Raw genomic sequence first — 21149 nt, 5'->3', positions numbered from 1 at the left:
ATTTCTAATTTTGCTAAAAATAGTTTGATATGAAAAAAGTGATCTTAAATTTAGCAGTTAGCTTAGATGGGTTTATAGAAGGAGCAAACGGCGAAATTGATTGGTGCATTATGGATGATGACATGAATTTTAATGCCTTTATAGAAAGCATAGACACGATGTTTTATGGCAGGGTTAGTTATGATGCCTGGGGCAATTATCAGCCTGATGAAAGTATAAGTCCAGCGGAAAAAACAATGTGGAATGGAATACATTCAAAAAATAAATTTGTTTTCTCGCACCACGATAGAAGAGATCAGAATGCTACTTTCGTCACTTCAGGCATAGCAGATAAAGTAGCTGAGCTTAAACAGCAGGGCGGTAAAGATATTTGGCTTTACGAAGGAGCAAATCTCATAAAGACGTTTATTAATCTGGGACTTATTGATATCTACAAAATATCGGTACATCCGGTTGTTTTGGGAAGTGGGAAACCATTGTTTGAAGATTTGAAAGGCCGCATCGGATTGAAACTAATCAATACCAACATTTTTAAATCGGGAGTTGTTGAACTTACTTACGAACCTGAATAAACAAGGAGCCATTAATAGTCATTTTTGAAATAATAAACACAGCCCTGATTTTTGGGGCTTTTTCGTCTCAATAGTACCAACAGTTCAACTATTGTTCGAGTTTACAGGTTCATTAAAATAGAAAGGAGTGTTTCGATTTTTTTAACTTTGTCAATCTCTGTTAGTGGCGTTCCAGTTGAACCCTGGCTAGAATTGTTAAGCGCAACGGGGCAAAATACTTTTTTATTTCAGAACTTGGACTTTAAATGATTAAAAGAGAAACGCTTGAAGAAAAACAAATCGGCATATATTTTATCACGCTAATAATTAGTGTTTTTGTCGGGCTATATTGGAAGGAGACTAACATACTTGAAAAAGCCATTGAACCAGTAATTGGGATTTTGCTATACAGTATGTTTTGCCAAATTCCGTTTTTACAGTTGAAGCAAGCGCTAAAAGACCGTTCTTTTTTTAAGGCTATATTGTTTGGAAACTTCTTGCTGATCCCTTTATTGGTTTGGATTTTAATAAGGATTTTTCCAACAACGTCAATAATAACGCTTGGAATACTCTTAGTGCTGCTAACTCCCTGCATCGATTATGTCATTGTCTTTTCGCATTTGGGAAAAGGAAATTCTAAAGCTGTTTTGGCTTCCACTCCGTTGCTGTTTATTCTTCAAATGTTATTATTACCTCTTTACTTATGGATATTTCTTGGTAAAGAGACAATAGGGATCATTGAAATAACCCCGTTTGTAAAAGCATTTCTTCACTTAATTGTCATTCCATTTCTGCTTTCTATCATAACACAAGTATTATCGAAGTCAAACAGCAAATCCGGAAAAGCAATTTTGGATTTTTCAGGCTGGTTGCCTGTTCCTTTGATGGCTTTGACCTTTTTTGTGGTTATTGCTTCTCAAATCGGCGTATTGTATAACAACCCCGAACCAATTTTAAAAGTTGTTCCGATTTATGTAGCATTTGCGATAATTGCCCCATTTATCGGGAAATTATCAGCCAAAATATTCAGGGTTAATTTTTATGGATCTAGAGCTATTTCATTTTCAACAAGTACACGAAATTCATTGGTAGTATTGCCGTTGGCACTAGCTTTACCTGCTCCCGAAAATCAATTGGTTGCCGTGGTTATTGTAACGCAGACAATTGTTGAAATTTTCTTTGAACTGCTTTATATAAAAGCAATTCCTCTCTTAACAAAAGCAAAAGACAATTAGCTTTTAAAACGTACTAAATAACAATTCCGTAAGTGGGCCCTCGGTGGAACCTAATCTGATTATCAAACGCCAAACACTGCCTCTCAACGCCAAACCCTGCAACATTCCCCAATGCAGCACTAAGCCTTTATAAATTCGACTTCCACAGCAAAAATGAGCAAACTATGGAAGTTATCGCAATACAAAAATCCACACTGGAGGGAATGAAAAATGAGCTGAAGGCACTTTTGGAACTGACCAAAAATGCCACGAAAAGATACACACCAATTTTCGCAGAAGAACAATGGCTCGATCACCAGGAAGTATGCCTGATGATGAACATTACCAAACGGACTTTGCAGACGTATAAAAACAAGGGCTTATTGCCTTATTCCAGACTGAACCGTAAGAATTATTATAAACGCTCGGATGTGCAGGCTTTGCTTGAAGCCGGGCAGCCGTACAATACCGCCGATAATGGATTTATTGACGAATGACAAAGAAGAAATCGTTGCCTATCAGGAAATGATAATACAGCTAAAAAACCATATCGAAAGTATATTGAAAAATTACCGTCCGGTAATGAACGGGGAAATATACCTTTCGGGCGAAGACATGTGCAAGCTGTTACATATTAGCAAACGTACGTTACAGCAGTATCGTGATGATAATATCCTACCATTTATACAGATTGGAGGCAAGATTATCTATAAGGAAACCGATATTCTACACATACTGGAGCAAAATTATATTTCCACTAAAACCGATCGACAATAACCATTATTGTCCCAAATAACCTTCCATTTAGGAACGATTTTTGTATCTTTGCGGCAACATTTAGAAAAATCTTAAAGTGTTTTTGCTTTAAGTCCCACATTGAAAACTGGTAATTTTTAGACAACGGGACGATAAGGAAGAACGCTCATGCTATAGGCGTGGGCGCTCGCTTATTCGTTGTCGGGTATACCAGTACCTCAATGTGCGTTAAGTGTGGTTGCCTGCGCCTCTTTTTGTGCCATGCTCTACACACAAAACATTGAGATTATGGACAAAAAGGATATTTTTTACCCCGATTTTAATTATGCTGCCCCACAGTTATCAGCATTTAGCCTCTGCATCGATATTTTTATCATTTCTCTCCAAAATGGCGACATTATCCGCTTTAAGCCTCCTGATATTACCAATTTTGGTGATTGGTTAATAGCTAACGGTGTAAGAGATATCGCAGTTGATGACGGGATTACCAGCAAACAACAACCTGAACCACATGTATCTTTAAAATCCAAAAGGAAGACAAAATGAGTATAGTACAAATCATCAGGGTCGCTCTAATCGACGATCATGATCTGCTTAGGGGTGAACTTTGTAAGTGTCTTGAAAGCTTTGGTTTCCAGACCATATTTGAAGCCGAAAATGGAAAAGTAGCTTTAGCAAAAATGGAAAAATGTGATATAATGCCGGATGTATGTATCCTTGATGTGAATATGCCGGTGATGAATGGTATCGAAACCGCTAAGTTTATCAAGGAAAAGTATCCAATGATAAAAATATTAGGTTTTAGTATTAATGATGATGAGAGTGATGTTTCAAGGATGTTGCAATCAGGTATTGATGGATATATTTTAAAAGGTGCAGATCCTGATGAATTGAGAGCAGCTCTTCAAGTACTTTATAGTGGTGGTAGATACTTTAGTCCGGGAGTAAAGGAAATGGCAGAGCAGTATTTTAGGGATGTTCATTGAAGTGATCAGGCAGTAGTGATTTAGGTATTTCCGATATATTTATTGTAAATATTATTAGCTCTTAAGGCAGCCACTCGTTGTATCATCAGGTACACTAGTTTTTGAAGCCTTATCCAATTACATCCATCAATACCACCAAAGGAACCTCTAATTGCACCGATGGAATATCATTTTAGATGTTTTCGATCTTTCTTACTACTCGCATAACGACAGAAATGTGACACCTTTTTGTCTACTTTAATTGTTTCAAAAGCTCACAAAATTTCAAATCCTCGTAATTTGATGGAACAGGAATATTGAATTGATGAAGTCTTGCAATTAAGTTTCGCTTCAGTGAAAAGCTAAAAGCCTTTTGAATTCTTTGAAGCTTATAGCTAGGTTTGTAATAAATAAAACTACTTGATTTGCAGTAACAAATATCAACATCCTCACTACATAAAATGTAAAATTCTTCCCTTTCTTCCAGTATTTTAAAAGCCCTTATAACACTTTTTTTAGATTTTTGAACTAAGAGAAATTGTTTTTTTTCCCATTCTATAATCTTATTAGGAAAGGCATCTTTTGGTAAAACACCTTGTCTGTATAGATTATTTGTAAGAGATTTATTTTTATGCGGTATATGGTACTTATAAACTCCTGGTATTTGAGCTTGCAAAAACATTGGAGAAATAAACAAGATTATAAGTGCCAAAATATATTTAACCATCTTTTTTTGATATGTGAAATTCATTTTTTTGGAAAGTGCGTTCTGTATTTTGTGTTGAATTCACTAATTGCAGTTTGTTTTATCGAGCTACTTTTGTTTTTTGATAAATCCTCAACAGTTGCTTTAACATCAGCAATAAAATCTGCATTCTGTATATCCTTTGCAAGATTACTAATGGTTAGCTCTTTTATTGGAGATTCTAAGTCTTTACTATATTGGTAGTGAATTTTGTATGTTCCCCTAATGCCATAGTTATAACCTTCCCGAAAGATATAAATGAACAATCCATCTGAATCAACTAATTCGGAGTAACCATATACAATTTTAAAAGTTTTGCCGTCGTCAGAATATCTATATAAAGTCTCTCCTATTTGATATCCCCATAAACTGCCATGGCTATATTTTTTCTTTTCTTTTTCTTTTTTGAGTACTATTCTCCCCCAATATTTTTCAAGTTCATTTCCTTGTTTTGATAGACACGCACTATCAAGAACTTTTCCTTTTGAATAGTCTTCATACGATTTGTAAAGCTTAATATTATTTACACAATCAATTTCTTTTACATGTCCTTGAGCAAAAATAAATGCAGGACTCAGTACTAATAAAAATCTAAATAATAATGACATAAAATATTTATTTATAAAAGCATAAGTCAATTAATCGAATTGACATGTGCAAATAATTAACACTTTTTTCTCTGGAAAATACCGCTGCTATTTAACTGACCAATGCTTTACCAACAGCTCCTAGCAAGTTCTAATAATATTAAGGGAGTCACCTAGTTATACTAAGCTCAAGCAAGATGCATGAAATTAATGTTTGTAAAATTTGTTGTAGATATCGTTAATCTTCAGGTTAGAGTCGGCCTGTGTAACCGAAAGCTTTTTCAATTTTTTCAATTCGGCAATAAACTCAGGATTAGGAAAGTCGGCTTCCAAATTCTTTATCGTTAACTTTTTTAAAGGCGAATTCAAATCCTTACTGTAGAAATACAGTTTATACGTTGAAGACATCCGGTAACCACCTGATTCCTTTTTGGAATATATGATGAGCCCTGCTGTATCTATAATTTTGTGATACCCGTACGTACCAAAAGTGGTAGTTTTGTCGAAATAACGAAATAAATCATTGCCTTTTTGATATCCCCATAAACTTCCATGTGCATATTTACGTTTATTTTGTCCATCTTTCAATACCAATTTATTATAGAAAATGCTGAACTTTTTAGATTTACCCGAAAGACAGATGCTATCGTTAGCTTGGTTATTTTCATAGTTCTTAAAGCTTGTGTAAAGCTTGATACTCTCAATGCAATTTCCACCAGCCTTTGTTTGAGAGAATAATAGCAAAGGGTTTAACAGAAGCACAAACAAAATTCTCGATAACATATTTTCAATATATTTGAACAGTAAGGCAATTTTTAACAACTGCCTTACTTAAGTTAGCTTTTTAAGATTTAAATTCAACAGTTATTATTTGATAAAAATCGCTGCTATTGAAGATCCGAGCCCACCACCGATAGCTCCCAGTAATGCCCCTATGCCTACACCAGCCAAGCCGCCACCTATTCCGCCGATAGCACCACCAATTGCTCCGCTTATTGCTCCTTCAGCATCTTTTTTCCAGGGCCAGCTAAACTTTCTTGCAGTTTTGATCTCTTTCCATTTTGAGTTAGAACTCGTTTCCTGTAGTTCACCATATTGGGCACTGTATTTTGCAACAGCTGCATAAAGAAGAGGATAGGATTGTTGTTCGACACTCATCTTACTCGATAGAATATCATTTTCAATGCTGTCGATCTTACTTACTACTTCGCTTAACGATAGATCGTCTGATAAATCATTAATGGAGTTTATAAAATCTATCCCTTCTTTTGTAATTAAATCTTTTTGCTGTAACCAGTCGATCATACCGGACAACTGCAATTTTTCAGTTCTGTTAATTGATTCCGAGATGAATGCGTTCCAATTTACGTATGCCTCAGAACTGGAATTGTCTGACAATTTTTGAACATACGATGCGCAAGACTGAACAATCTGTTCTATGGTGGAAGACGGATTAATATTGCCGATAACAAATTGCATTCCGTCGTTGTGCATTTGCCCAACTTGATTGTAGGGATTGCTTAAAATTGAGGTTGTAGCCATAATACTTAAATTTTAGAAATTAAATAATCATAATTATTCATCATTGTAGCTACCGAATGATCTATTTCAAAATTAGCGCACCCTGAAATCCTGTACAATAGGTAAAATAACTATTTATTCGAGGCAATTGATTTTAAATCAATGATGTTATGGTGGACGCAGTATAATATGGCAGACATGATATTTTCGAAATTGTATTTATGCTGAATGTTTTGTTTGTGTGCGTTTACCGTCTTAGTACTAATGAATAAAGTTTCAGCAATTTCCTTAGCTTTCATTCCCTGAGCAGTTAATAAGATAATTTCAAGTTCACGATCAGTGAATTGAACATTTTGTTCATAGATCTTACTATCGGGATTTGCAAGTATTTCATTTATTACCGAAGTGAGGCTCTTTTCAAAATAGAATCCATTGTCTTCCAATTTCCAAATAACATCTTCCAGCTCTTTGGGCGGGGTATTTTTTGTAAAATATCCTTGTACTCCCATGTTTACAACGTTTCGAATAGTATCGATCTCATTCATAAGAGTAAGTACCAAAATTTTGATGCTGGGATACAATTGCTTCACTTTTCTACACGTTTCAAAACCATCCATTTCTGGCATTTGCAGATCCAGGAGTATGATATCGACAGGCTTACTGTTAAGTTTATCGAGTAGCTCTACGCCGTTCGAAGCTTCGATAACCACAACCATTTCAGAAAAACTATTAATTAAGAGAGCCAAACTTTTCCTAAAAAGTGTATGATCATCCACTATTGCAATTTGTAGCATTATTTTTCGTTTTCTATATGAATTTGTAATTTGTTGCCTGTATCTGTATCCAGCTGAGTCAGATTTGCACCGATATGCCTCATCCTTGAAGTTATGTTTTTAAGACCCATTCCATTTGGTTCTTTTACACTTTTATAAAAATCAAAAGCAGTACCATTATCGGAAATTTCAAAAACGATCCATTTATCAGCCCTATTGACGGTAAAATCAATTCTGCTGGACTTCCCATGCCTGATCATATTATTAATGAGTTCTTGAATTATACGATATAGTTCATAGGCTTTCGAAGAAGGGACGTACACATTTTCTACAACACATTCTTCATAAATTGTTACATTATTCCATTTTCTTATTCTTGAAAAGTAGCTTCTTAGTGTAGAAATAAGGCCTAAAGATTCCAACATCGGAGGCATTAGGTTATAGCTTATATCCTGAACATTTTCTAATACATTTCCTAAGGCTGTCTCAATCTCCAGGAATATTGATTTTTTAAAAGTGTCCTTTTCCTTATTATGAAGTATGGTTATGTAATTCTGGATCGCACTTAGATCCCCACTGATACTGTCGTGCAGATCTGAAGCAATTCGTTTTCGTTCTCTTTTTTCCGACTCCAGAGAGCTGCGCAACAGGCTTTCGGATTCTCTACGATTCACATAATTGATCTTGCTTCTGTATGCAACGATAAGGAGTATAACAGCTAATACAGATAGTGCCATTACTGCGGTTCCTATATAAAAAAGTATTTTCAATTCGGTTTCATTTTCCATACACCAACAGTTAAACAGATTCTTAAAATTATCGTTGCTATAATATTGATCACCCAAAAATCATAGAAGTAATCACTGCTATTTGCTATATAGTAGCCAAACAGGAAAAGTAAAAATGTTATTGAGTAGTACATTGATAGCCCTGTTATAAAATAAAAAGTAGAGGAGTTTTGAGGCGCATCAATAGCCATTTCCCCAAAAAGATCCTTCACCCACATAAATGAAAAGCCAAGTACGAATACTGTAATCGGTAGTTTATTGATAGCCTTTGCCAGCAGACTATTGGTCGAAGTCCAAAAAAAGGCAGAGACGCAGTAAGTAACAACCAAAACGACAAAAGAAAGAATGAAGAGGCTTTTATATTTTCTTTGGAATGTCTTATTATAGAAATAATAAATTGTACACAATTCGAAAAGAGAATAAGCTTGTGACCAATACGAACTATTTACATTCAATAAAAGTGAGCAGAAAAACTCATAAGCCGTTGCAGTAGCTGTGAGGTAGATAAATGGCATAATATGCCCTTTTACTAAAACGGACTTGTATCTAATGACAAGTATTGATAACGGCAATACTCCAGATAATAGCGCTATGTATGTAAGAGCATCATACAAAATCAGGATCAATTAACGGGCTTAGTTTTGAGCAATGGGGAGGACAGGGAAACAAATCTTCCAAAATAATTCCTTCCGAAATATCTTCCCCTTTTTTATCGACACCAACTAAAACAAGATTATTTTTGTCTAACGTTTCATTGTACCCGTTGTATACCCGTATGCCAATACAGTTTTCTTGTTGCAGGATCATGTTAACTTTTTCTGATCCAATAAAGAATGCTTTAATGGAATCTGGGTTGTTTTTTTGAAATGTTGCCGTGTATGACATTGCTTCTTCTAAAGAAATTACCCTACCTGTATTTTCATTTATCGTCATTTTCCTATATTTTAAATAACAAAGTTCTTTTTAAGTAGAGTAAAAAACAATAGGTAAATTACCTATATTATCCAAGCTTTTAGAATCCTGTATGTTCGCTTTTTTAGCTGTAGAAGGTCGCTGTATTTGATAATTTGCAGTCCTTATATATTTTTATGGGAGTCGGTTAACTCATTTTACTTGCGGCATTTTATCATATAAAATGGGTATTTTTCGTTTACTTCCGCTATTTCAAATAGACCGAAATTCCCGAATTCTTCTTCTACAGTTTCTCGATCGTAAAAAAACATTTTAAGATCACCAAACATTTCGAAGCGATCTTTACCAATTTCCTTTCCTTGTCCGTAAGTTATTGCCTCCTTTGTGATGGCTGTAAAAACCATATAGCCGTTTTTAGCTAATTGTTTATAGCAATCAGCAATAAGCTTTGATCTTTCCTTACCATCAAGCAAATGAATTAAGGCATAGCAAAATATTCCGTCATATTCGTTGGTATCAAAAGGCATATCTGTTACAGAGCCATGATGAATGGTCATTTTCGTCCCATAATGTTTTCTCGCAAGTTCAATGGCCGCTTTAGAGATTTCGATGCCTGTTACATCCATTCCGCTGCTTACGAATACCTGTGCGTTTCTTCCGTAACCAATGCCAGGAATAAGAATATTCCTCAAGCCATTTGCTAGAAAGAAGTCTTTTGAGCGTATAGCTGAGTCAGCAGGCTGAAAGCCCCATATAGCCTGTTTTTCGATGAAATTTTCTTCCCAAAATTCTTTCATATTGTTGCCTTATAAAAATCATAATAACAAAGTGTAAACTTGTATCTTTAAGAAACATGTTTCTAAAGTTTCAGCCATATTACTGCCTACATTTTTGCATCTGATATAAGCAGGAAGTAGTCAAGCAATTTAGCGTTGTGGATTTTTGCCAAAATGATATTGCTTCGAAAACTCTATTTTAGGTAAATGTAAGAAAGATTTCAATTGTTGCGACACCATTGCAATAATTTAATGCGATTTATTTGCATTAAATTTGCTATTGAAAATATCAGAAATGAATCGTAGAAATACACCCTCAAAACATGCCGTACTTGATTTATTGGTTAGTGCCGGAAAAGCCCTGAGTCGTGAAGCAATTGAGCAGAAAATAGATGTCGAAATAGACCGGGCTACAATTTACAGGGTCCTTAACCGCTTTTGCGAAGACGGCTTAGCACACAGAATTGTAGCCGAAGACGGAAAGCAATATTTTGCTGCACGTATGAAATTCGATGAGAATAAGTTTACAGATAATCATTTTCATTTCCAATGCTCAAAATGCCAGACTATAGAGTGCCTGGCTATGCCAGTCAATCTACCTTTAGATGCTGGCTACCGTATAGAAAGTGTGAACTGCATACTTATGGGAACATGTAAAGATTGTTCTTTGTAGCAAAGCGTTAATAAAGTTGCTTTCATTGAAGATTGATGTCTTACTGCTTCTGTATGTTTATAAACCAGTACATTTTATAATTAAGCCCATCGTTACACAGATAGTATGGCAAAAATGACCCCTAATCAGGCGGCGTTCTTTTGCTTCTTTTCTTTGGTCGCCGTGTAGAAAGAAAAGAAGTCTGCTAAAACAATGAAGGGATAATAAATATCCCATTAAAGACGTAACAACCTATTTGCTAAAATGCAAAGAAAGGAATATGCGGAGTGGTACATTTTGGCAAAGTGGTTGCACCGCTTAGATGCAAAAAGGCTGCCCCGACCATCGGGAGGGAGTGTCTTTTTGCCGCCCGACTTTTCGGGTCAGGCGACTTTTAGGGGTTGGGTATGAAAATTCTTCAGATTAAGAAAGAACCCCCTGTTTTCGGTCATTCCATAACGGAACATAGACCAAAGTAATGAGCAACCCATTTGAGCCAATGTCGCATTGATATACAAATCCTGCTTTTCTAATGCTTCTGCTAAACTGCAACTTGGCGTATCGTCCGACTGTTCGGATGTCTTGAGCAACTCGCCAAATTCATCCGTAACCATTGGCAGGCTTGCCACGGTTTCGTATTTCTCGGAGTTGGGTTGTTTAATCTCTCCGATAGTGGATAGGATGACTTGTCCTGTCTGTTGGCTGTTACCAAAGTCTAACCAATACTTAGGCTCATCACGGTTGGTTCTGCGTTTGCTCATAGCTTTGAGCATTTCGGCAATGTCAAATCTTGCCTGTACATTATCTACACAAGTAATGTATATCGTTGCCTTTGCATTTTCGGGCAATCTACCCAACACATTATGTTCAAACTTTTGGGTTTCGGCTTTCCAATTTGTTCCCATAAACCGATTGACACGGTTTATCAAGGCTACTGATTTGTACAATCCTGTTTCACTTGGGGCAAATCGCTGTCTTCCCAAATTGGCTTCCGTAATAATATCATCGTCCCATAAACGCACCTGTAAACCTGCGTGTCCCAATTCCGTTAGGCTATGGCCCATTTCCATTAAGGCGGTCAGCACCTTTGAGCCTGTGCCACCTGCACCAATCAAATTGACTTCTATCGGGTTGGTAGGACTTATCAAATAGTTGTCCGTAAAATGGACTGCTGTTTTTACTGTTTCCATTATAATAGATTTTTGAGGGTTTTGTTATTTGTTTTCAATACTTCTTTTGGAAAATTTTTATCTGTGTTAATAAGGTCTTTCCAAAGGTCTACGCAATTTCCTTTTATCGGATTGTGGTTACCTAATAAATGGCTGAAATAGGAATTGAAAAAATAGTATTCCCAAGCCTGTATAAATTCTTCCACCGAAGCGGATTTTTTAATATCTACACTTACCGTTCCCATACAGACTTTACCGTCTTCGTATATATTGAAATATGGTGTATGATACAGCGTTGTTTTTTCTGTTGGTCTTCGATCGCTTGCAAGGGCAAACACACTCAAACTGTTTTTACTCGCTTTCCAAAGCATTGGCGGTACTTGTGCTTTTCCGCTTGGAATGTGCAGACTATCCACAAAATACAATTGCCGTTGCTGTGCTTTGCTGTACCAAATTACCGCTCCCTTATTTGCATTGGGATTGATGTGCAGAATGTTGGTAGGCAATATTCCGTTTGATTTCAGAAAGGCTCTGTTCTTTTCCTGTTCGGTGTTGAGTGCCTTTGCCAATACACTAGCTTCCCTTACTGTCAATGGGTGGGCGTTGATAGGATTGCCGTTTTTATCCATATCAAAATGCTCTACATATACATCGGTATTGTTTCCTTTGGTTTCGTAGAATACCAAAGCGGATTTTGGATGGTACAATGTGCCAAAATCCTTTGTTATATCATTTACCGTTTCCATAATTCCAATTTTAAAAGGTGTGTAAAATATCACTTAGCTTGTGCAGTAGTTCAAACAATCGGTTTTCAAAACAAAGGTTATTGGTAGTTATATCCCTGCCGTCAAACTGTTTTTGGATAATGGGTTCTTCCATTTGTCCATATTCCTGTATTTCGTTGTTAACCGATTCTATGAGCGTTTCATTTAGCCAACCTTTGTGGTCTGCGTAGAAGGATATGTATTTTTCCATTCCGATAATGTTTTCCATATCTTCCTCTGATGCTTCTCCGTTAGGTTTGGCATTGCGGAATACGTTTTCATTCGGGTAGGTCTGATAGAGGGCAAAGGCTTCTTTTGCTACGCTCAAACATTCTCCGTCAATATCATCTTTAACTTTAAACCCATTTATACGCTGTTCAAATACGGTCAGATTAATGCGGTTATAAATCCGCTGTTCCATATAATCCCCGATGTATTCGGCTTGTTTGATTTCCGAAAGATAAACCTCCGTTTCGTCAGTATAGTCGTCCTGTTCAACCCAATCGTTCATCATTTCATACATCCAATACAGATAGCTTGCTTCCTGTCTATAATAAGGAATATCGGCTATATGATAGAGATAGGCACAAACGGACAATAGTAAGTGAGCGTTTGTTTTTCGTTTGGGATTGTGCAACATTCGGTATAGGGAAGCAACGGGAATATAAAATAGTGTTGCTCCCGTATTGTAGCGTTCTTCACTTACAAAATAGGTTTTCTTACTGTCCTGTACTAAACGGATTTCTTCCCAATCCAATACCTTTTGTTTTAGTTTTTCTTCCATATCCGACATTGCCAATGCCATATTGTAGGGATATGAAAATTGTTTACTGTGCATAGGTTCAATTTGGTAATGCTCGGCAAGTTTGGAAAGGGACTGAAAAAAATCCCTTTCCGTTTTATCCGATTTCCTGCAAGCCTGTACGGTTTTTGTTTCTTTCAGTTTAGGTAGAAACGTGCAGTTTAGAAAACCATTGGCAACATTGCTGTCGGTACTGATTTGCGTTTGTCTTTCCGTACTTCGCTTGCATCTTTTGGCTTTTGCATCCAATTGGCGAACTCGTTTAACTGACGGTGCAATTGCCGTTGTCGTTGCTGTTCGGGTATTGTGATAGTTCCCGATAGGATATGTTTGTGCATAGTTCATTGCTTTAAATATTTGGTTCAACCTTTCGTTCCCATTACGCTCTCAAATTTGTATTCTACCGCATCATCTTTTATCTGTGGTGCAGATGCTTTTGCGGTTGTGAGTATCGGGTACATATTGGCGTAAAAATTCATTACGGCTTCCACGCTCCAACGTGGTTCGGGGTCGGTCAGTCTGATGTCCTGTCCTTTATCTTTGAGTATAAAAACTCGTTCTAATTGCGTTGCTAATAACATGACTTTTCGATTTTGGGATTTACACTTTATTCTTCGTCTGTTTCATCTATAGGATAATCGGCTATAACTTCTGCCACCTGTGGCGGTTCGGGTGTTGCTTCTTCCATTGCTCCGAAAAGGTTTGGTGTGGCAAACTTGTCGGACAATGATGTTTTACGTTTGCGTATCTCGTCTGCTTTTTCGGGAAACTCCGCTATATCGGGAACTTTCATCCACGCTTCACGGAATTTGCCCTCTTTCTCCAATTCGTCAGCCTTTGCCATTCCGTCTTTAAACTTCTTGTCTTTGGCTTCCTTTTCCTTTTTCGCCTTCTCGGTTTTTTCTTTTTCCATTGCCGATTGCTGCTTTACTATTTCCATTTGTTTAAGGAATTTATCCATATCGACCATTACACCCGAAATGGTTTGGATAGGTGCTGATATCTGCTGAAAAAATCCCTCGTCAAACTCCTGGGGCGTGGCGTTAAATGTCAATGGGGGAATTAGGTTTTTGGCGTTATCTCCGCACTGCTCGTTGTTGAGCAGAACCGATACGATAAGGTTGTTTTCTGCTCCTTTGGAAATGTTCAGTTGCAATACTCCTGTAAAGTCCAACTGCTGTATCTGATTGAAAAAATTGCTGTTCATCGTTCTGAAATTTTAATTGTTTGCTATTCGTTTTTTTATTGCTGTCAATTTCTCGTGTATGTCCGTCCAATAGGCTTTTTGCCTTTTATCGAACTCTGAGAAACTTTTGTCCACGTGACTGTAGCCTGTGTTCCTTTTAGCTGTCTTGATAGCTTCCCTTAGGTCGGTTACTTCAATTTCGCAACCGTGTAAATCTGTTATTTTCATTACTGGTCTGATTGTTATTTACTGATTTCTGCTATCTGGTCAATCCTGCCGTAAACAATGCTTCTAAGGCTCGTTTTATCGGGAGCATTGTATTCTGCCCAATTGCCGAACTGTTTTACCACATAGGTTTTTAGCACATCTTCAAACCCGAACCGATAACCTTGCAAGGGAATGGCTCTTTTAAAAAAAGCATTTCTGTTTACGGCTTCGGCAAGCCAATTCTTTTCGGCTCTGTTCATCTTTTCGCCTTTATTTAATTTTTCCCTCAATAGATAGACTTTTGCATTTTGCAGGGATTTCAATTCGGGAACATCGTGGCGAACAAACTTTGTAGCTATTACTTTAGTTTCCATTGCATTTGCTTTAAGGTTATGACTGTGATTTCTCAGCGGTATAAGTTCCATTTTCATAGTAACCTATCAGCTGTTCCCATAGCCGTATAAGGCTGTCGGTATCTATATAGAAATACTTGGTTCTGTTGCAATAGATGATGTATATCGCTTCAGCTTTGTATTGCTTTTCAAGGCTCTTGCCTTTGGCCAAACTTTTGGCTTCCTCTATCGTCTTTGCTTTCATTTCATCCTGTATTGTATTTTTATCAATCTGCACTATATCTGCAATGGCACATTCGGGGCAACCCTCTGCGGTTTTTATCTGCTGTATAGCTCCCTGTTTTCCACTTAGTGATACCACTGTCAGCGTTACCGTGCCTGTGTCGTGTTTCAGCGTTGCTTTATAGGTTTCCTTTGTCATAGCTGTTGTTTATAGTAGGCTACCACCGATTAAGGCGGTAGCCTGTGGTTACTTAGTTAAGATTTAGGATTTCCGCACCGTTCAAAGCAAATGCGGTGCACAATTCAAATGCTTTCTGTGATTTGAGTTGAGCAGTACCACCCAATACAATACTCTGTAGCTTGGCTTCATCGTTCTTGTAGTTTCTTACGTTCTGATAGTAGCCTGTCACAGCGTTGTACGCTCCGAACAATGTACCTTTGGTCGTGTCCATTTGTTGTGTGTCGCTTATCATCGCATAGCTAAAAGCATCATCAACCACATTTTTAAATACGGTCGATACTTCATCCTCTGCACCTTTTTTGAGTAGGTCAAGTGTTTCCTTGTTGGGGCAAAGTGCCAATTGGATTAGCTTTTTTACTTCTCGGTCTGATACTTTTACTTTTGTCCACTCGTTGAAAATGCCCTCTAATTGGTTGCTCAACGTGTTGGCAAGTCCCATAATCTTGTGAGCGTTCTCAATACGTTGTTTTGCTCCCGAAGTATGTTTTATACGGACTACGTTGGTCATACTACGTAAGGAGGCATTCAGCGTATTTTGGCATACAATCCTGATAGGAGTAAATGCGGCTGTAATACTTCCGCTACCATCGTGCGAAGTGGTTAGGAAAATGTACTTTTCCGTTACATCATCGCCATTGCCTACACGGATATAGTCGGGCAGTTTGGCTGTGATAAAAATGCGTTCTCCGTTGCCTAACGCTCCTGCGGTTTCGTATAAAATTCCCTCGCCACCGCCTACAATGGCATCAAAGAAATTAAAGGCTTCACGGTTCTGTACGATATGGTAATCTTTACCCACTACGCCCAATACTGCATTGTTATCTGCGCGTATGTTGGCGAAATAGTTAGGTACTTCCAATTCGCTACTGCCTATCTCGATACCGCCCGAAGTTTCGATAATACCCGAACCTTTGGTAAACAGTGGGGATTTTACGACTTCATAATCTAACCCTGCATACTTGATAGCTTCCTCGCTTGTTGGGTATTGTTCTACAATTTGCCCCAAACCGTGCCACGCTTTTTGTTGTACGCTAAAGAATGAATAACGTCCTGTTCTCTCGTTGAAATTGATATTATGTGCCATGATGCTTAAAATTTTGATGTTAAAAAATGATTGAATACTTGTTGTTAAAATGGGAGATCATCCTCTGTGCCTTGTCCCGCTGTACTGTTACCTGCCGTTTGTGCAGTAGCTTGTACGGTTTCTGATTTCTTGCTACCTCCGTGCAGTTTGATGTTTGAGGTATGGAAATTCAGTCCTGCGTGTGCTTCGCCGTCATTGCCTGTCCACGCTCTTGCACTTACCCTGCCTGTGAGTTCCACCAAAGTGCCTTTGGTTAGTATCTTGGCTACTTTCGGGCTTATCCAATAGGAGCAGTCGAAATAGGTCGTTTGCTCTATGCGCTCGCCCTGTTTGTTTCGGTAGCTGTCGTTTGTCGCTATCGAAAAGTTTACTACTTGTCTGTCCTGTGACGTTGTGCGTACATCCGCATCCTTTGTCAGTCTTCCTGTGATGTTCATGATTTCTACTTTTTTGCGTTATGAAATTTGTTCTGATTTGTTTTTTTTAGATTTATTCGGTAATGAGAGGAGGTGCTGAAGTTTCGTTTCACTCTGTTACCATTTCCAATGCTGTATTTTTCCATTACTGACATTTTTTTTATTCGTCTAAAGAGCCGGAGTATGCTTTGTTTCGTTTCACGAGCATAAAAGGTTAGTGTTTAGCAGAAACAAGGTTTTGTCAAACAAATACAACCCGCATGGGTGGAGATTTTTTGTCAAACCCAAGGGCCATGACCTTGTTTCTGGGTTAAGAACACGATCATACCTTTGCTCTTGAAATGGGACAAAACCAGCATACCGGTTCTTGAATAAAAAGCACTGTGGAAGCCTATGGAAAAGGCATTGGGAAATGGTCTAAGTGATTACAAAATCTGCATTTTTAGGTAACAGAATTTTTTAAAGACCTTTTGCTGTTTAGAAGTATTTTGGTCTAGGAAGCTACCTAAACGGTAATGGAAAATGTTGTTGGGGATAGAAGTAAAGATTTTTTTGATTGATCGATACGTTCTTTCAAAGCTTCTTCATGGCAATAGGAGTGTTCCGTAGAAGTGAATGTGCTTTAAGTAATAAGTATGTTCATAAAAAAAGACGGATCAGAACTGTCCGCCTTTAAATGTTATGATTGTGCTACTTAGGCTAACCGAAACAAGTAGCGGGATATTATTTCTACCTGCCCATTAGCTTGAAGCTGGGAATAAGCATCTATAATCTGCTTAAGATACTCTATATCATTACTTACGACATATTTTTTAGCCTGATGGAACATTGCTAAATCCTTATTAAGATAGAATGCAATATTCTGAACACGTTTTGTCTGCGAATCATTGCAAATAAATGTTTCGCTGCTACTAAGTGGTAATATGAAATTGCCAAAATCTTCAAGATTATTAGTGTCGCTTTCTATCAATGGGGCATCGCCAAGAATTGATTTGATGTTGGGATTGGTATTTACATAACTATTGCGGTGTACCTGCAGTAATTTTTCTTTACTGATGTTAAGGTTGTCATAGAAAGGAAGAAAGGGAAAGATCAATTTTTTTGTTTGTTTAAATAATTCTGAGTTCATTAGATATTCCAATGCTTCCTTGTGGTCGGAACCATCCTCCCTTTTGATTACAATGTTGATAGGGAGTTTATCATAAGGGTATTCTTTATGTTTGGCATCAAAGAGATCATCATTTGATGGTAATCGCCATTTCATGGATGATGCCATGACCAATATGGATGTTAACGCCTCTTCAGTAATAATGCCTGTACGTGATATTTCTACTATATCTTTTGAAAATTTCTCATCAAGTTCGGCATAGAGTTTTTCCATGTTGTCATTAGGCGTTCCTTCAAAGTACCAGGTATTTCTGTTCATTTCGAAAAAGACAGATTTGGGACTTCTTTTTTCTTTTGCAAAAGCCTGTTTCTCCTTGTCGTAGAGATAAAGCATATTGTCTTTGTCAGCAAATCGCTTTATGAGGAATTGCGGGATATAGTGATGTCTCTTGGAAATACCCATACTAGCTATTAGTCTGTTTTAGATTTTCCAACTCCTGAAGATACAGGCCATACAGGTTCAGCTCATTAAGAGCCAGCCTGAATGCTATACCATTAATTGGCGGCGGCGTGAACTTTTCAAAATTATCACAATCAGGATCTCTATCAGGAAAGGTGTACTTAGCCTTTTGGTATGCCGGTCTTGATGCAATACGGTTTGTTCGCAGGCTTTCAAAAATTTCGTAAGTAGCCAATATCAACACAGTTGCTTCACCAAAGGTCGTAAGCTTATCGATGAAAAAAAACTGCTTGTCTTTAAGTATAAGAGGCGGCGTAAAGAGGTTTATTATCCTCGAAAGTTCCAGAAGGAATTTCTGTTTGTATTTGATCGTGTTTTCGTCCGAAACAAAGAATGGTCTGACAAAGAAAAAGAAATCATTTTCCTTTACTTTCTGCGCCACGTAAAATTTATCGTAATAATATTTTAATGCCTGTGATATATGGATGCGTCCTTGCTGGGATGTTAGGTCAGCAAAATACTTTATGTTATTGAGTACGTCGTTGTACTGCAGTGTTTCCGAGAAATTAGATAGTAAATATGTCTCTGGGTTTTCCTGAAATGGCTCATAACCACCATCTCTTAATTTTTCCAATATTTCGATAAGGACTACCGGGGGATTTGATGAGTTCAGGGCAAAGTATGCAATAAGAATTTTTTCAAATGCTGAAGGTCTTTTCATTCCATAAAATGAAAGGATTTCGTTAAAAAAGCAATATGGATAAAAAGGCCTTTGACTGAGCATACTCGGATTTATATCCGATAGGTCATTTTCAAAAAGGTATTCATCGATTGCGGAACTTAAAAATTCGTCAATAGCACCAAATGTCAGGTTAAAGCTATGTATATTGATAAGACCTGTAGTATGTATGGTAATAAAGTGTCTTTCCCCCGTATGTTGCACTCCACCTACAATAACTTCCATTGACCGGTGAGTCTTTTCTATGGATGCAATCCCGAATTTTTTATTCGTTGCGTTATTTGTATCCTCTACAACTTTATAATCAATATCATCTTCGGAAAATGTTGCAACTGCATCGTTCCAATAATCTACCATGTTCTTACAGCTTTGAAAAGTGTTTGTGTTGATGGGATACGCATTGATTCCTTCGGTGGCCGTTAAAATGGTTGATGCACGAAACCTGTCGCAAAAATTCAGGCAAAACTGACGAATGCCAGGCAATGTAGCTATGTTGGTAAGGTAATGATAATATTCGTGAATGAATATGGATTGATGTTGACCAATTTGCAGGTCGGTTAGGAAATCCGTTAGATTTTCAATATCAAAACCGTCTAAACAGATATAAAATCTATCAGGATAATATTTGATTTTTGTGAGGTCGATTTCTTCCATTATCTCGTTGTTTTATATCTTCTTTAGAAGCTGGTTTATATTTGCTTTAGCTATGTAAATTTAAAAATATCAGTCGAACTTAATGCAGTATTACATCATGAAATGGCAAATAAAAAAGCAGGACTTAATCCTGCTTCAATTTATACCAAAACAATGGCTCTAAACAAGAACATCACTTTCCATGTCAATAAAGGCAGCTTCCATTCCAGCAAATTTATGAGATACCAAATCCATATCCTTACTGATTTTCTGGCTTGTAATCTTTGCATAGATTTGTGTGGTCGAAATATTTTTATGACCCATCATTTTGCTAAGGCTTTCAAGGGGTACACCTTCAGTTAGAAACATTGTAGCGAATGTATGACGTGCGGTATGGAAGGTAACTTTCTGCTCAGTAACAATCTCAGCCTCCTTAATAAGTTTAGCAACATGGCTATTGCAGGTTGCGTTTGAGGGCATAGGAAATACATAATCATTCCTGGTTAACCCCCGGTATTTTTCTATAATACGTTTGGGGATTTCCAGAAGTCTGACATTTGAAGAAACGTCAGATTTCTTCCTCCTGCTAATGATCCATTGATGGCCATCAAAGAAAGATTGGATGTTACTCCATTTCAGCTTCTTAATGTCAATGTATGAAAGGCCAGTAAAACAACTGAAAATAAAAAGGTCTTTTACAAGTTCGTATTTAGGTTTAGAAAGCTTCAATAACATGAGCTTTTCTACATTTTCCTTTAGGAGATAGCTACGATCAATTTCTTGCATACTGATTTCATAATCTTCAAAAGGATTTTGTTTTATTAGGCCTTTTTTAATTGCTAGATCAGCCAAGGCAATAACAGGCATCGTATAAACCCAAACCGTATTGTGTGTACATTCCTTATCAATGCGAAGAAAAAAATCAAATTCACGAATAAAATCACCTGTTAACTCCCTAAAGGCCATATCATCTCTATGGTATCGCTCTTTGATAAATTCGGAAAGGTGATTGAATACTGTCTTGTATTTATTGTAAGTGTTCTGTGATCGCTTTCCTTTTGAAACCATTTTTTCAAAATCTTCATTTTGCTCTTTAAATACCCTTAAGATAGCGTCTTCCATAACACCCACACCAAGGAAAGACAGCTTTACTTTTTGTGAGGTCGCAAAGCCATCATCTTTCATCATGTCTTCATAGATTTTGTTGATGCGAACGCGTATTTTATCGAGTTTCTGGTTGATGTCGGTTGCCAGATTGCTCTTTCCCAAAACACGACCGTGTTTTAAGTCCCACGTCTCAGGATTGATTTCTAATTTGGTTCCAAATGTTTTCGGAGTTCCATCAATGGTAATACGGCCCATAACAGGGACATTTCCGTTTTTCTTAGGTTCGTTCTTTTTCAAGTAGAACAATAACTTGAAAGTGGATCTTTTCTCACGCTCCATAACTCAAAGATTTAATGTTTAAAATTAATTTTTTATGAGTTACAAGGGAATATGAAAAGAGGTGCAAAAGACTGAAATAT

General features: G+C 37.2%; 28 protein-coding genes. 7 read left to right on the top strand and 21 right to left on the bottom strand.

Annotated elements, in window-relative coordinates; all coding sequences use genetic code 11:
* Positions 1–29: 29 nt before the first annotated feature.
* The 6 genes from EG342_RS20000 to EG342_RS19975 all read left to right on the top strand — a co-directional run bounded on the left by EG342_RS20000 (position 30) and on the right by EG342_RS19975 (position 3507).
* Positions 30–572: a dihydrofolate reductase family protein gene (locus tag EG342_RS20000; RefSeq protein WP_103292774.1), complete on the top strand. Its 543-nt coding sequence runs from the start codon at positions 30–32 to the stop codon at positions 570–572.
* 245 nt (positions 573–817) lie between these two features.
* Positions 818–1786 carry an arsenic resistance protein gene (locus EG342_RS19995; protein WP_028069025.1) on the top strand — a complete coding sequence of 323 codons (969 nt, stop codon included), beginning with the start codon at positions 818–820 and terminating at the stop codon, positions 1784–1786.
* Between the two features lie 164 nt (positions 1787–1950).
* Positions 1951–2262, top strand: coding sequence for a helix-turn-helix domain-containing protein (locus tag EG342_RS19990; RefSeq protein WP_028069026.1), 312 nt, complete (start codon positions 1951–1953; stop codon positions 2260–2262).
* On the top strand, positions 2243–2542 hold the full coding sequence (locus EG342_RS19985; protein WP_028069027.1) for a helix-turn-helix domain-containing protein: 300 nt from the start codon (positions 2243–2245) through the stop codon (positions 2540–2542). The genes EG342_RS19990 and EG342_RS19985 overlap by 20 nt, the downstream gene beginning before the upstream one ends.
* Before the next feature lie 267 nt (positions 2543–2809).
* A complete protein-coding gene (locus EG342_RS19980) occupies positions 2810–3067 on the top strand; it encodes a hypothetical protein (protein ID WP_103292773.1) in 258 nt (85 codons plus the stop codon).
* The gene (locus EG342_RS19975) at positions 3064–3507 is read left to right on the top strand and encodes a response regulator (RefSeq protein WP_051606603.1); all 444 of its coding nucleotides are present in this window, start codon (positions 3064–3066) and stop codon (positions 3505–3507) included. Before EG342_RS19980 ends, EG342_RS19975 begins: the two co-directional genes overlap by 4 nt.
* A 232-nt stretch (positions 3508–3739) precedes the next feature.
* On the opposite strand, the gene EG342_RS19970 is transcribed toward EG342_RS19975, so the two are convergent.
* The 9 genes from EG342_RS19970 to EG342_RS19930 all read right to left on the bottom strand — a co-directional run bounded on the left by EG342_RS19970 (position 3740) and on the right by EG342_RS19930 (position 9609).
* Positions 3740–4237 carry a hypothetical protein gene (locus tag EG342_RS19970; protein WP_028069029.1) on the bottom strand — a complete coding sequence of 166 codons (498 nt, stop codon included), beginning with the start codon at positions 4235–4237 and terminating at the stop codon, positions 3740–3742.
* Entirely contained in the window at positions 4234–4839 is a 606-nt protein-coding gene (locus EG342_RS19965; protein ID WP_123868140.1) for a hypothetical protein, read from the bottom strand. The genes EG342_RS19970 and EG342_RS19965 overlap by 4 nt, the downstream gene beginning before the upstream one ends.
* 186 nt (positions 4840–5025) lie before the next feature.
* Positions 5026–5601, bottom strand: a complete 576-nt coding sequence (locus tag EG342_RS19960; RefSeq protein WP_103292772.1) for a hypothetical protein — start codon at positions 5599–5601, stop codon at positions 5026–5028.
* Between the two features lie 84 nt (positions 5602–5685).
* A complete protein-coding gene (locus EG342_RS19955; RefSeq protein ID WP_037532502.1) occupies positions 5686–6360 on the bottom strand; it encodes a hypothetical protein in 675 nt (224 codons plus the stop codon).
* Between the two features lie 110 nt (positions 6361–6470).
* Complete coding sequence (locus EG342_RS19950) at positions 6471–7133, bottom strand: response regulator transcription factor (protein ID WP_028069032.1); 663 nt, start codon at positions 7131–7133, stop codon at positions 6471–6473.
* Entirely contained in the window at positions 7133–7900 is a 768-nt protein-coding gene (locus tag EG342_RS19945; RefSeq protein ID WP_103292771.1) for a sensor histidine kinase, read from the bottom strand. The genes EG342_RS19950 and EG342_RS19945 overlap by 1 nt, the downstream gene beginning before the upstream one ends.
* On the bottom strand, positions 7879–8415 hold the full coding sequence (locus EG342_RS19940) for a hypothetical protein (RefSeq protein ID WP_103292770.1): 537 nt from the start codon (positions 8413–8415) through the stop codon (positions 7879–7881). The genes EG342_RS19945 and EG342_RS19940 overlap by 22 nt, the downstream gene beginning before the upstream one ends.
* Before the next feature lie 91 nt (positions 8416–8506).
* Positions 8507–8833, bottom strand: coding sequence for a hypothetical protein (locus EG342_RS19935; protein WP_028069035.1), 327 nt, complete (start codon positions 8831–8833; stop codon positions 8507–8509).
* Positions 8834–9009: 176 nt separating this feature from the next.
* Positions 9010–9609, bottom strand: coding sequence for a class I SAM-dependent methyltransferase (locus EG342_RS19930; protein WP_028069036.1), 600 nt, complete (start codon positions 9607–9609; stop codon positions 9010–9012).
* A gap of 274 nt (positions 9610–9883) precedes the next feature.
* On the opposite strand from EG342_RS19930, the gene EG342_RS19925 reads away from it, so the two are divergent.
* The gene (locus EG342_RS19925) at positions 9884–10261 is read left to right on the top strand and encodes a Fur family transcriptional regulator (protein ID WP_028069037.1); all 378 of its coding nucleotides are present in this window, start codon (positions 9884–9886) and stop codon (positions 10259–10261) included.
* 362 nt (positions 10262–10623) lie between these two features.
* Here EG342_RS19925 and EG342_RS19920 read toward each other — a convergent pair whose 3' ends face one another.
* The 12 genes from EG342_RS19920 to EG342_RS19860 all read right to left on the bottom strand — a co-directional run bounded on the left by EG342_RS19920 (position 10624) and on the right by EG342_RS19860 (position 21069).
* Positions 10624–11430 (bottom strand): PRTRC system ThiF family protein, encoded by an 807-nt coding sequence (locus EG342_RS19920; RefSeq protein ID WP_028069038.1) that lies wholly within the window; start codon positions 11428–11430, stop codon positions 10624–10626.
* Positions 11430–12155, bottom strand: a complete 726-nt coding sequence (locus EG342_RS19915; RefSeq protein ID WP_028069039.1) for a PRTRC system protein B — start codon at positions 12153–12155, stop codon at positions 11430–11432. Before EG342_RS19915 ends, EG342_RS19920 begins: the two co-directional genes overlap by 1 nt.
* A 10-nt stretch (positions 12156–12165) precedes the next feature.
* On the bottom strand, positions 12166–13320 hold the full coding sequence (locus EG342_RS19910) for a hypothetical protein (RefSeq protein WP_028069040.1): 1155 nt from the start codon (positions 13318–13320) through the stop codon (positions 12166–12168).
* Positions 13321–13337: 17 nt separating this feature from the next.
* Positions 13338–13556: a PRTRC system protein C gene (locus tag EG342_RS19905; protein ID WP_002978317.1), complete on the bottom strand. Its 219-nt coding sequence runs from the start codon at positions 13554–13556 to the stop codon at positions 13338–13340.
* A 26-nt stretch (positions 13557–13582) separates the two neighbouring features.
* Entirely contained in the window at positions 13583–14182 is a 600-nt protein-coding gene (locus tag EG342_RS19900) for a PRTRC system protein E (protein ID WP_028069041.1), read from the bottom strand.
* Positions 14183–14403: 221 nt separating this feature from the next.
* Positions 14404–14742, bottom strand: a complete 339-nt coding sequence (locus EG342_RS19890) for a hypothetical protein (protein WP_028069043.1) — start codon at positions 14740–14742, stop codon at positions 14404–14406.
* A 16-nt stretch (positions 14743–14758) separates the two neighbouring features.
* A complete protein-coding gene (locus EG342_RS25525) occupies positions 14759–15142 on the bottom strand; it encodes a hypothetical protein (protein WP_232048717.1) in 384 nt (127 codons plus the stop codon).
* A gap of 52 nt (positions 15143–15194) precedes the next feature.
* The gene (locus EG342_RS19880) at positions 15195–16268 is read right to left on the bottom strand and encodes a DUF932 domain-containing protein (protein WP_028069045.1); all 1074 of its coding nucleotides are present in this window, start codon (positions 16266–16268) and stop codon (positions 15195–15197) included.
* A gap of 44 nt (positions 16269–16312) precedes the next feature.
* On the bottom strand, positions 16313–16705 hold the full coding sequence (locus EG342_RS19875) for a single-stranded DNA-binding protein (protein ID WP_028069046.1): 393 nt from the start codon (positions 16703–16705) through the stop codon (positions 16313–16315).
* A 673-nt stretch (positions 16706–17378) separates the two neighbouring features.
* The gene (locus EG342_RS19870; protein WP_028069047.1) at positions 17379–18254 is read right to left on the bottom strand and encodes a DUF4238 domain-containing protein; all 876 of its coding nucleotides are present in this window, start codon (positions 18252–18254) and stop codon (positions 17379–17381) included.
* A gap of 1 nt (position 18255) precedes the next feature.
* On the bottom strand, positions 18256–19644 hold the full coding sequence (locus EG342_RS19865) for a hypothetical protein (protein ID WP_028069048.1): 1389 nt from the start codon (positions 19642–19644) through the stop codon (positions 18256–18258).
* A 159-nt stretch (positions 19645–19803) separates the two neighbouring features.
* A complete protein-coding gene (locus EG342_RS19860; RefSeq protein WP_028069049.1) occupies positions 19804–21069 on the bottom strand; it encodes a site-specific integrase in 1266 nt (421 codons plus the stop codon).
* Positions 21070–21149 lie beyond the last annotated feature (80 nt).

Source organism: Chryseobacterium lactis (assembly GCF_003815875.1).
Lineage (GTDB): Bacteria > Bacteroidota > Bacteroidia > Flavobacteriales > Weeksellaceae > Chryseobacterium > Chryseobacterium lactis.
The sequence above is the reverse complement of the archived record's forward strand: the minus strand, read 5'-3'. Positions and strand labels throughout refer to the sequence as shown.

Bases quoted from the DNA above. Each gene is read 5' to 3' on its own strand.
- EG342_RS19860 (WP_028069049.1), bottom strand. From the start codon at position 21,069: ATGGAGCGTGAGAAAAGATCCACTTTCAAGTTATTGTTCTACTTGAAA.
- EG342_RS19975 (WP_051606603.1), top strand. From the start codon at position 3,064: ATGAGTATAGTACAAATCATCAGGGTCGCTCTAATCGACGATCATGAT.
- EG342_RS19920 (WP_028069038.1), bottom strand. From the start codon at position 11,430: ATGGAAACAGTAAAAACAGCAGTCCATTTTACGGACAACTATTTGATA.
- EG342_RS19990 (WP_028069026.1), top strand. From the start codon at position 1,951: ATGGAAGTTATCGCAATACAAAAATCCACACTGGAGGGAATGAAAAAT.
- EG342_RS19960 (WP_103292772.1), bottom strand. From the start codon at position 5,601: ATGTTATCGAGAATTTTGTTTGTGCTTCTGTTAAACCCTTTGCTATTA.
- EG342_RS19915 (WP_028069039.1), bottom strand. From the start codon at position 12,155: ATGGAAACGGTAAATGATATAACAAAGGATTTTGGCACATTGTACCAT.
- EG342_RS19985 (WP_028069027.1), top strand. From the start codon at position 2,243: ATGGATTTATTGACGAATGACAAAGAAGAAATCGTTGCCTATCAGGAA.
- EG342_RS19910 (WP_028069040.1), bottom strand. From the start codon at position 13,320: ATGAACTATGCACAAACATATCCTATCGGGAACTATCACAATACCCGA.
- EG342_RS19870 (WP_028069047.1), bottom strand. From the start codon at position 18,254: ATGGGTATTTCCAAGAGACATCACTATATCCCGCAATTCCTCATAAAG.
- EG342_RS19890 (WP_028069043.1), bottom strand. From the start codon at position 14,742: ATGGAAACTAAAGTAATAGCTACAAAGTTTGTTCGCCACGATGTTCCC.
- EG342_RS19925 (WP_028069037.1), top strand. From the start codon at position 9,884: ATGAATCGTAGAAATACACCCTCAAAACATGCCGTACTTGATTTATTG.
- EG342_RS19880 (WP_028069045.1), bottom strand. From the start codon at position 16,268: ATGGCACATAATATCAATTTCAACGAGAGAACAGGACGTTATTCATTC.
- EG342_RS19865 (WP_028069048.1), bottom strand. From the start codon at position 19,644: ATGGAAGAAATCGACCTCACAAAAATCAAATATTATCCTGATAGATTT.
- EG342_RS25525 (WP_232048717.1), bottom strand. From the start codon at position 15,142: ATGACAAAGGAAACCTATAAAGCAACGCTGAAACACGACACAGGCACG.
- EG342_RS19980 (WP_103292773.1), top strand. From the start codon at position 2,810: ATGGACAAAAAGGATATTTTTTACCCCGATTTTAATTATGCTGCCCCA.
- EG342_RS19900 (WP_028069041.1), bottom strand. From the start codon at position 14,182: ATGAACAGCAATTTTTTCAATCAGATACAGCAGTTGGACTTTACAGGA.
- EG342_RS19955 (WP_037532502.1), bottom strand. From the start codon at position 6,360: ATGGCTACAACCTCAATTTTAAGCAATCCCTACAATCAAGTTGGGCAA.
- EG342_RS19935 (WP_028069035.1), bottom strand. From the start codon at position 8,833: ATGACGATAAATGAAAATACAGGTAGGGTAATTTCTTTAGAAGAAGCA.
- EG342_RS19940 (WP_103292770.1), bottom strand. From the start codon at position 8,415: ATGCCATTTATCTACCTCACAGCTACTGCAACGGCTTATGAGTTTTTC.
- EG342_RS19950 (WP_028069032.1), bottom strand. From the start codon at position 7,133: ATGCTACAAATTGCAATAGTGGATGATCATACACTTTTTAGGAAAAGT.
- EG342_RS20000 (WP_103292774.1), top strand. From the start codon at position 30: ATGAAAAAAGTGATCTTAAATTTAGCAGTTAGCTTAGATGGGTTTATA.
- EG342_RS19970 (WP_028069029.1), bottom strand. From the start codon at position 4,237: ATGAATTTCACATATCAAAAAAAGATGGTTAAATATATTTTGGCACTT.
- EG342_RS19930 (WP_028069036.1), bottom strand. From the start codon at position 9,609: ATGAAAGAATTTTGGGAAGAAAATTTCATCGAAAAACAGGCTATATGG.
- EG342_RS19945 (WP_103292771.1), bottom strand. From the start codon at position 7,900: ATGGAAAATGAAACCGAATTGAAAATACTTTTTTATATAGGAACCGCA.
- EG342_RS19965 (WP_123868140.1), bottom strand. From the start codon at position 4,839: ATGTCATTATTATTTAGATTTTTATTAGTACTGAGTCCTGCATTTATT.
- EG342_RS19905 (WP_002978317.1), bottom strand. From the start codon at position 13,556: ATGTTATTAGCAACGCAATTAGAACGAGTTTTTATACTCAAAGATAAA.
- EG342_RS19995 (WP_028069025.1), top strand. From the start codon at position 818: ATGATTAAAAGAGAAACGCTTGAAGAAAAACAAATCGGCATATATTTT.
- EG342_RS19875 (WP_028069046.1), bottom strand. From the start codon at position 16,705: ATGAACATCACAGGAAGACTGACAAAGGATGCGGATGTACGCACAACG.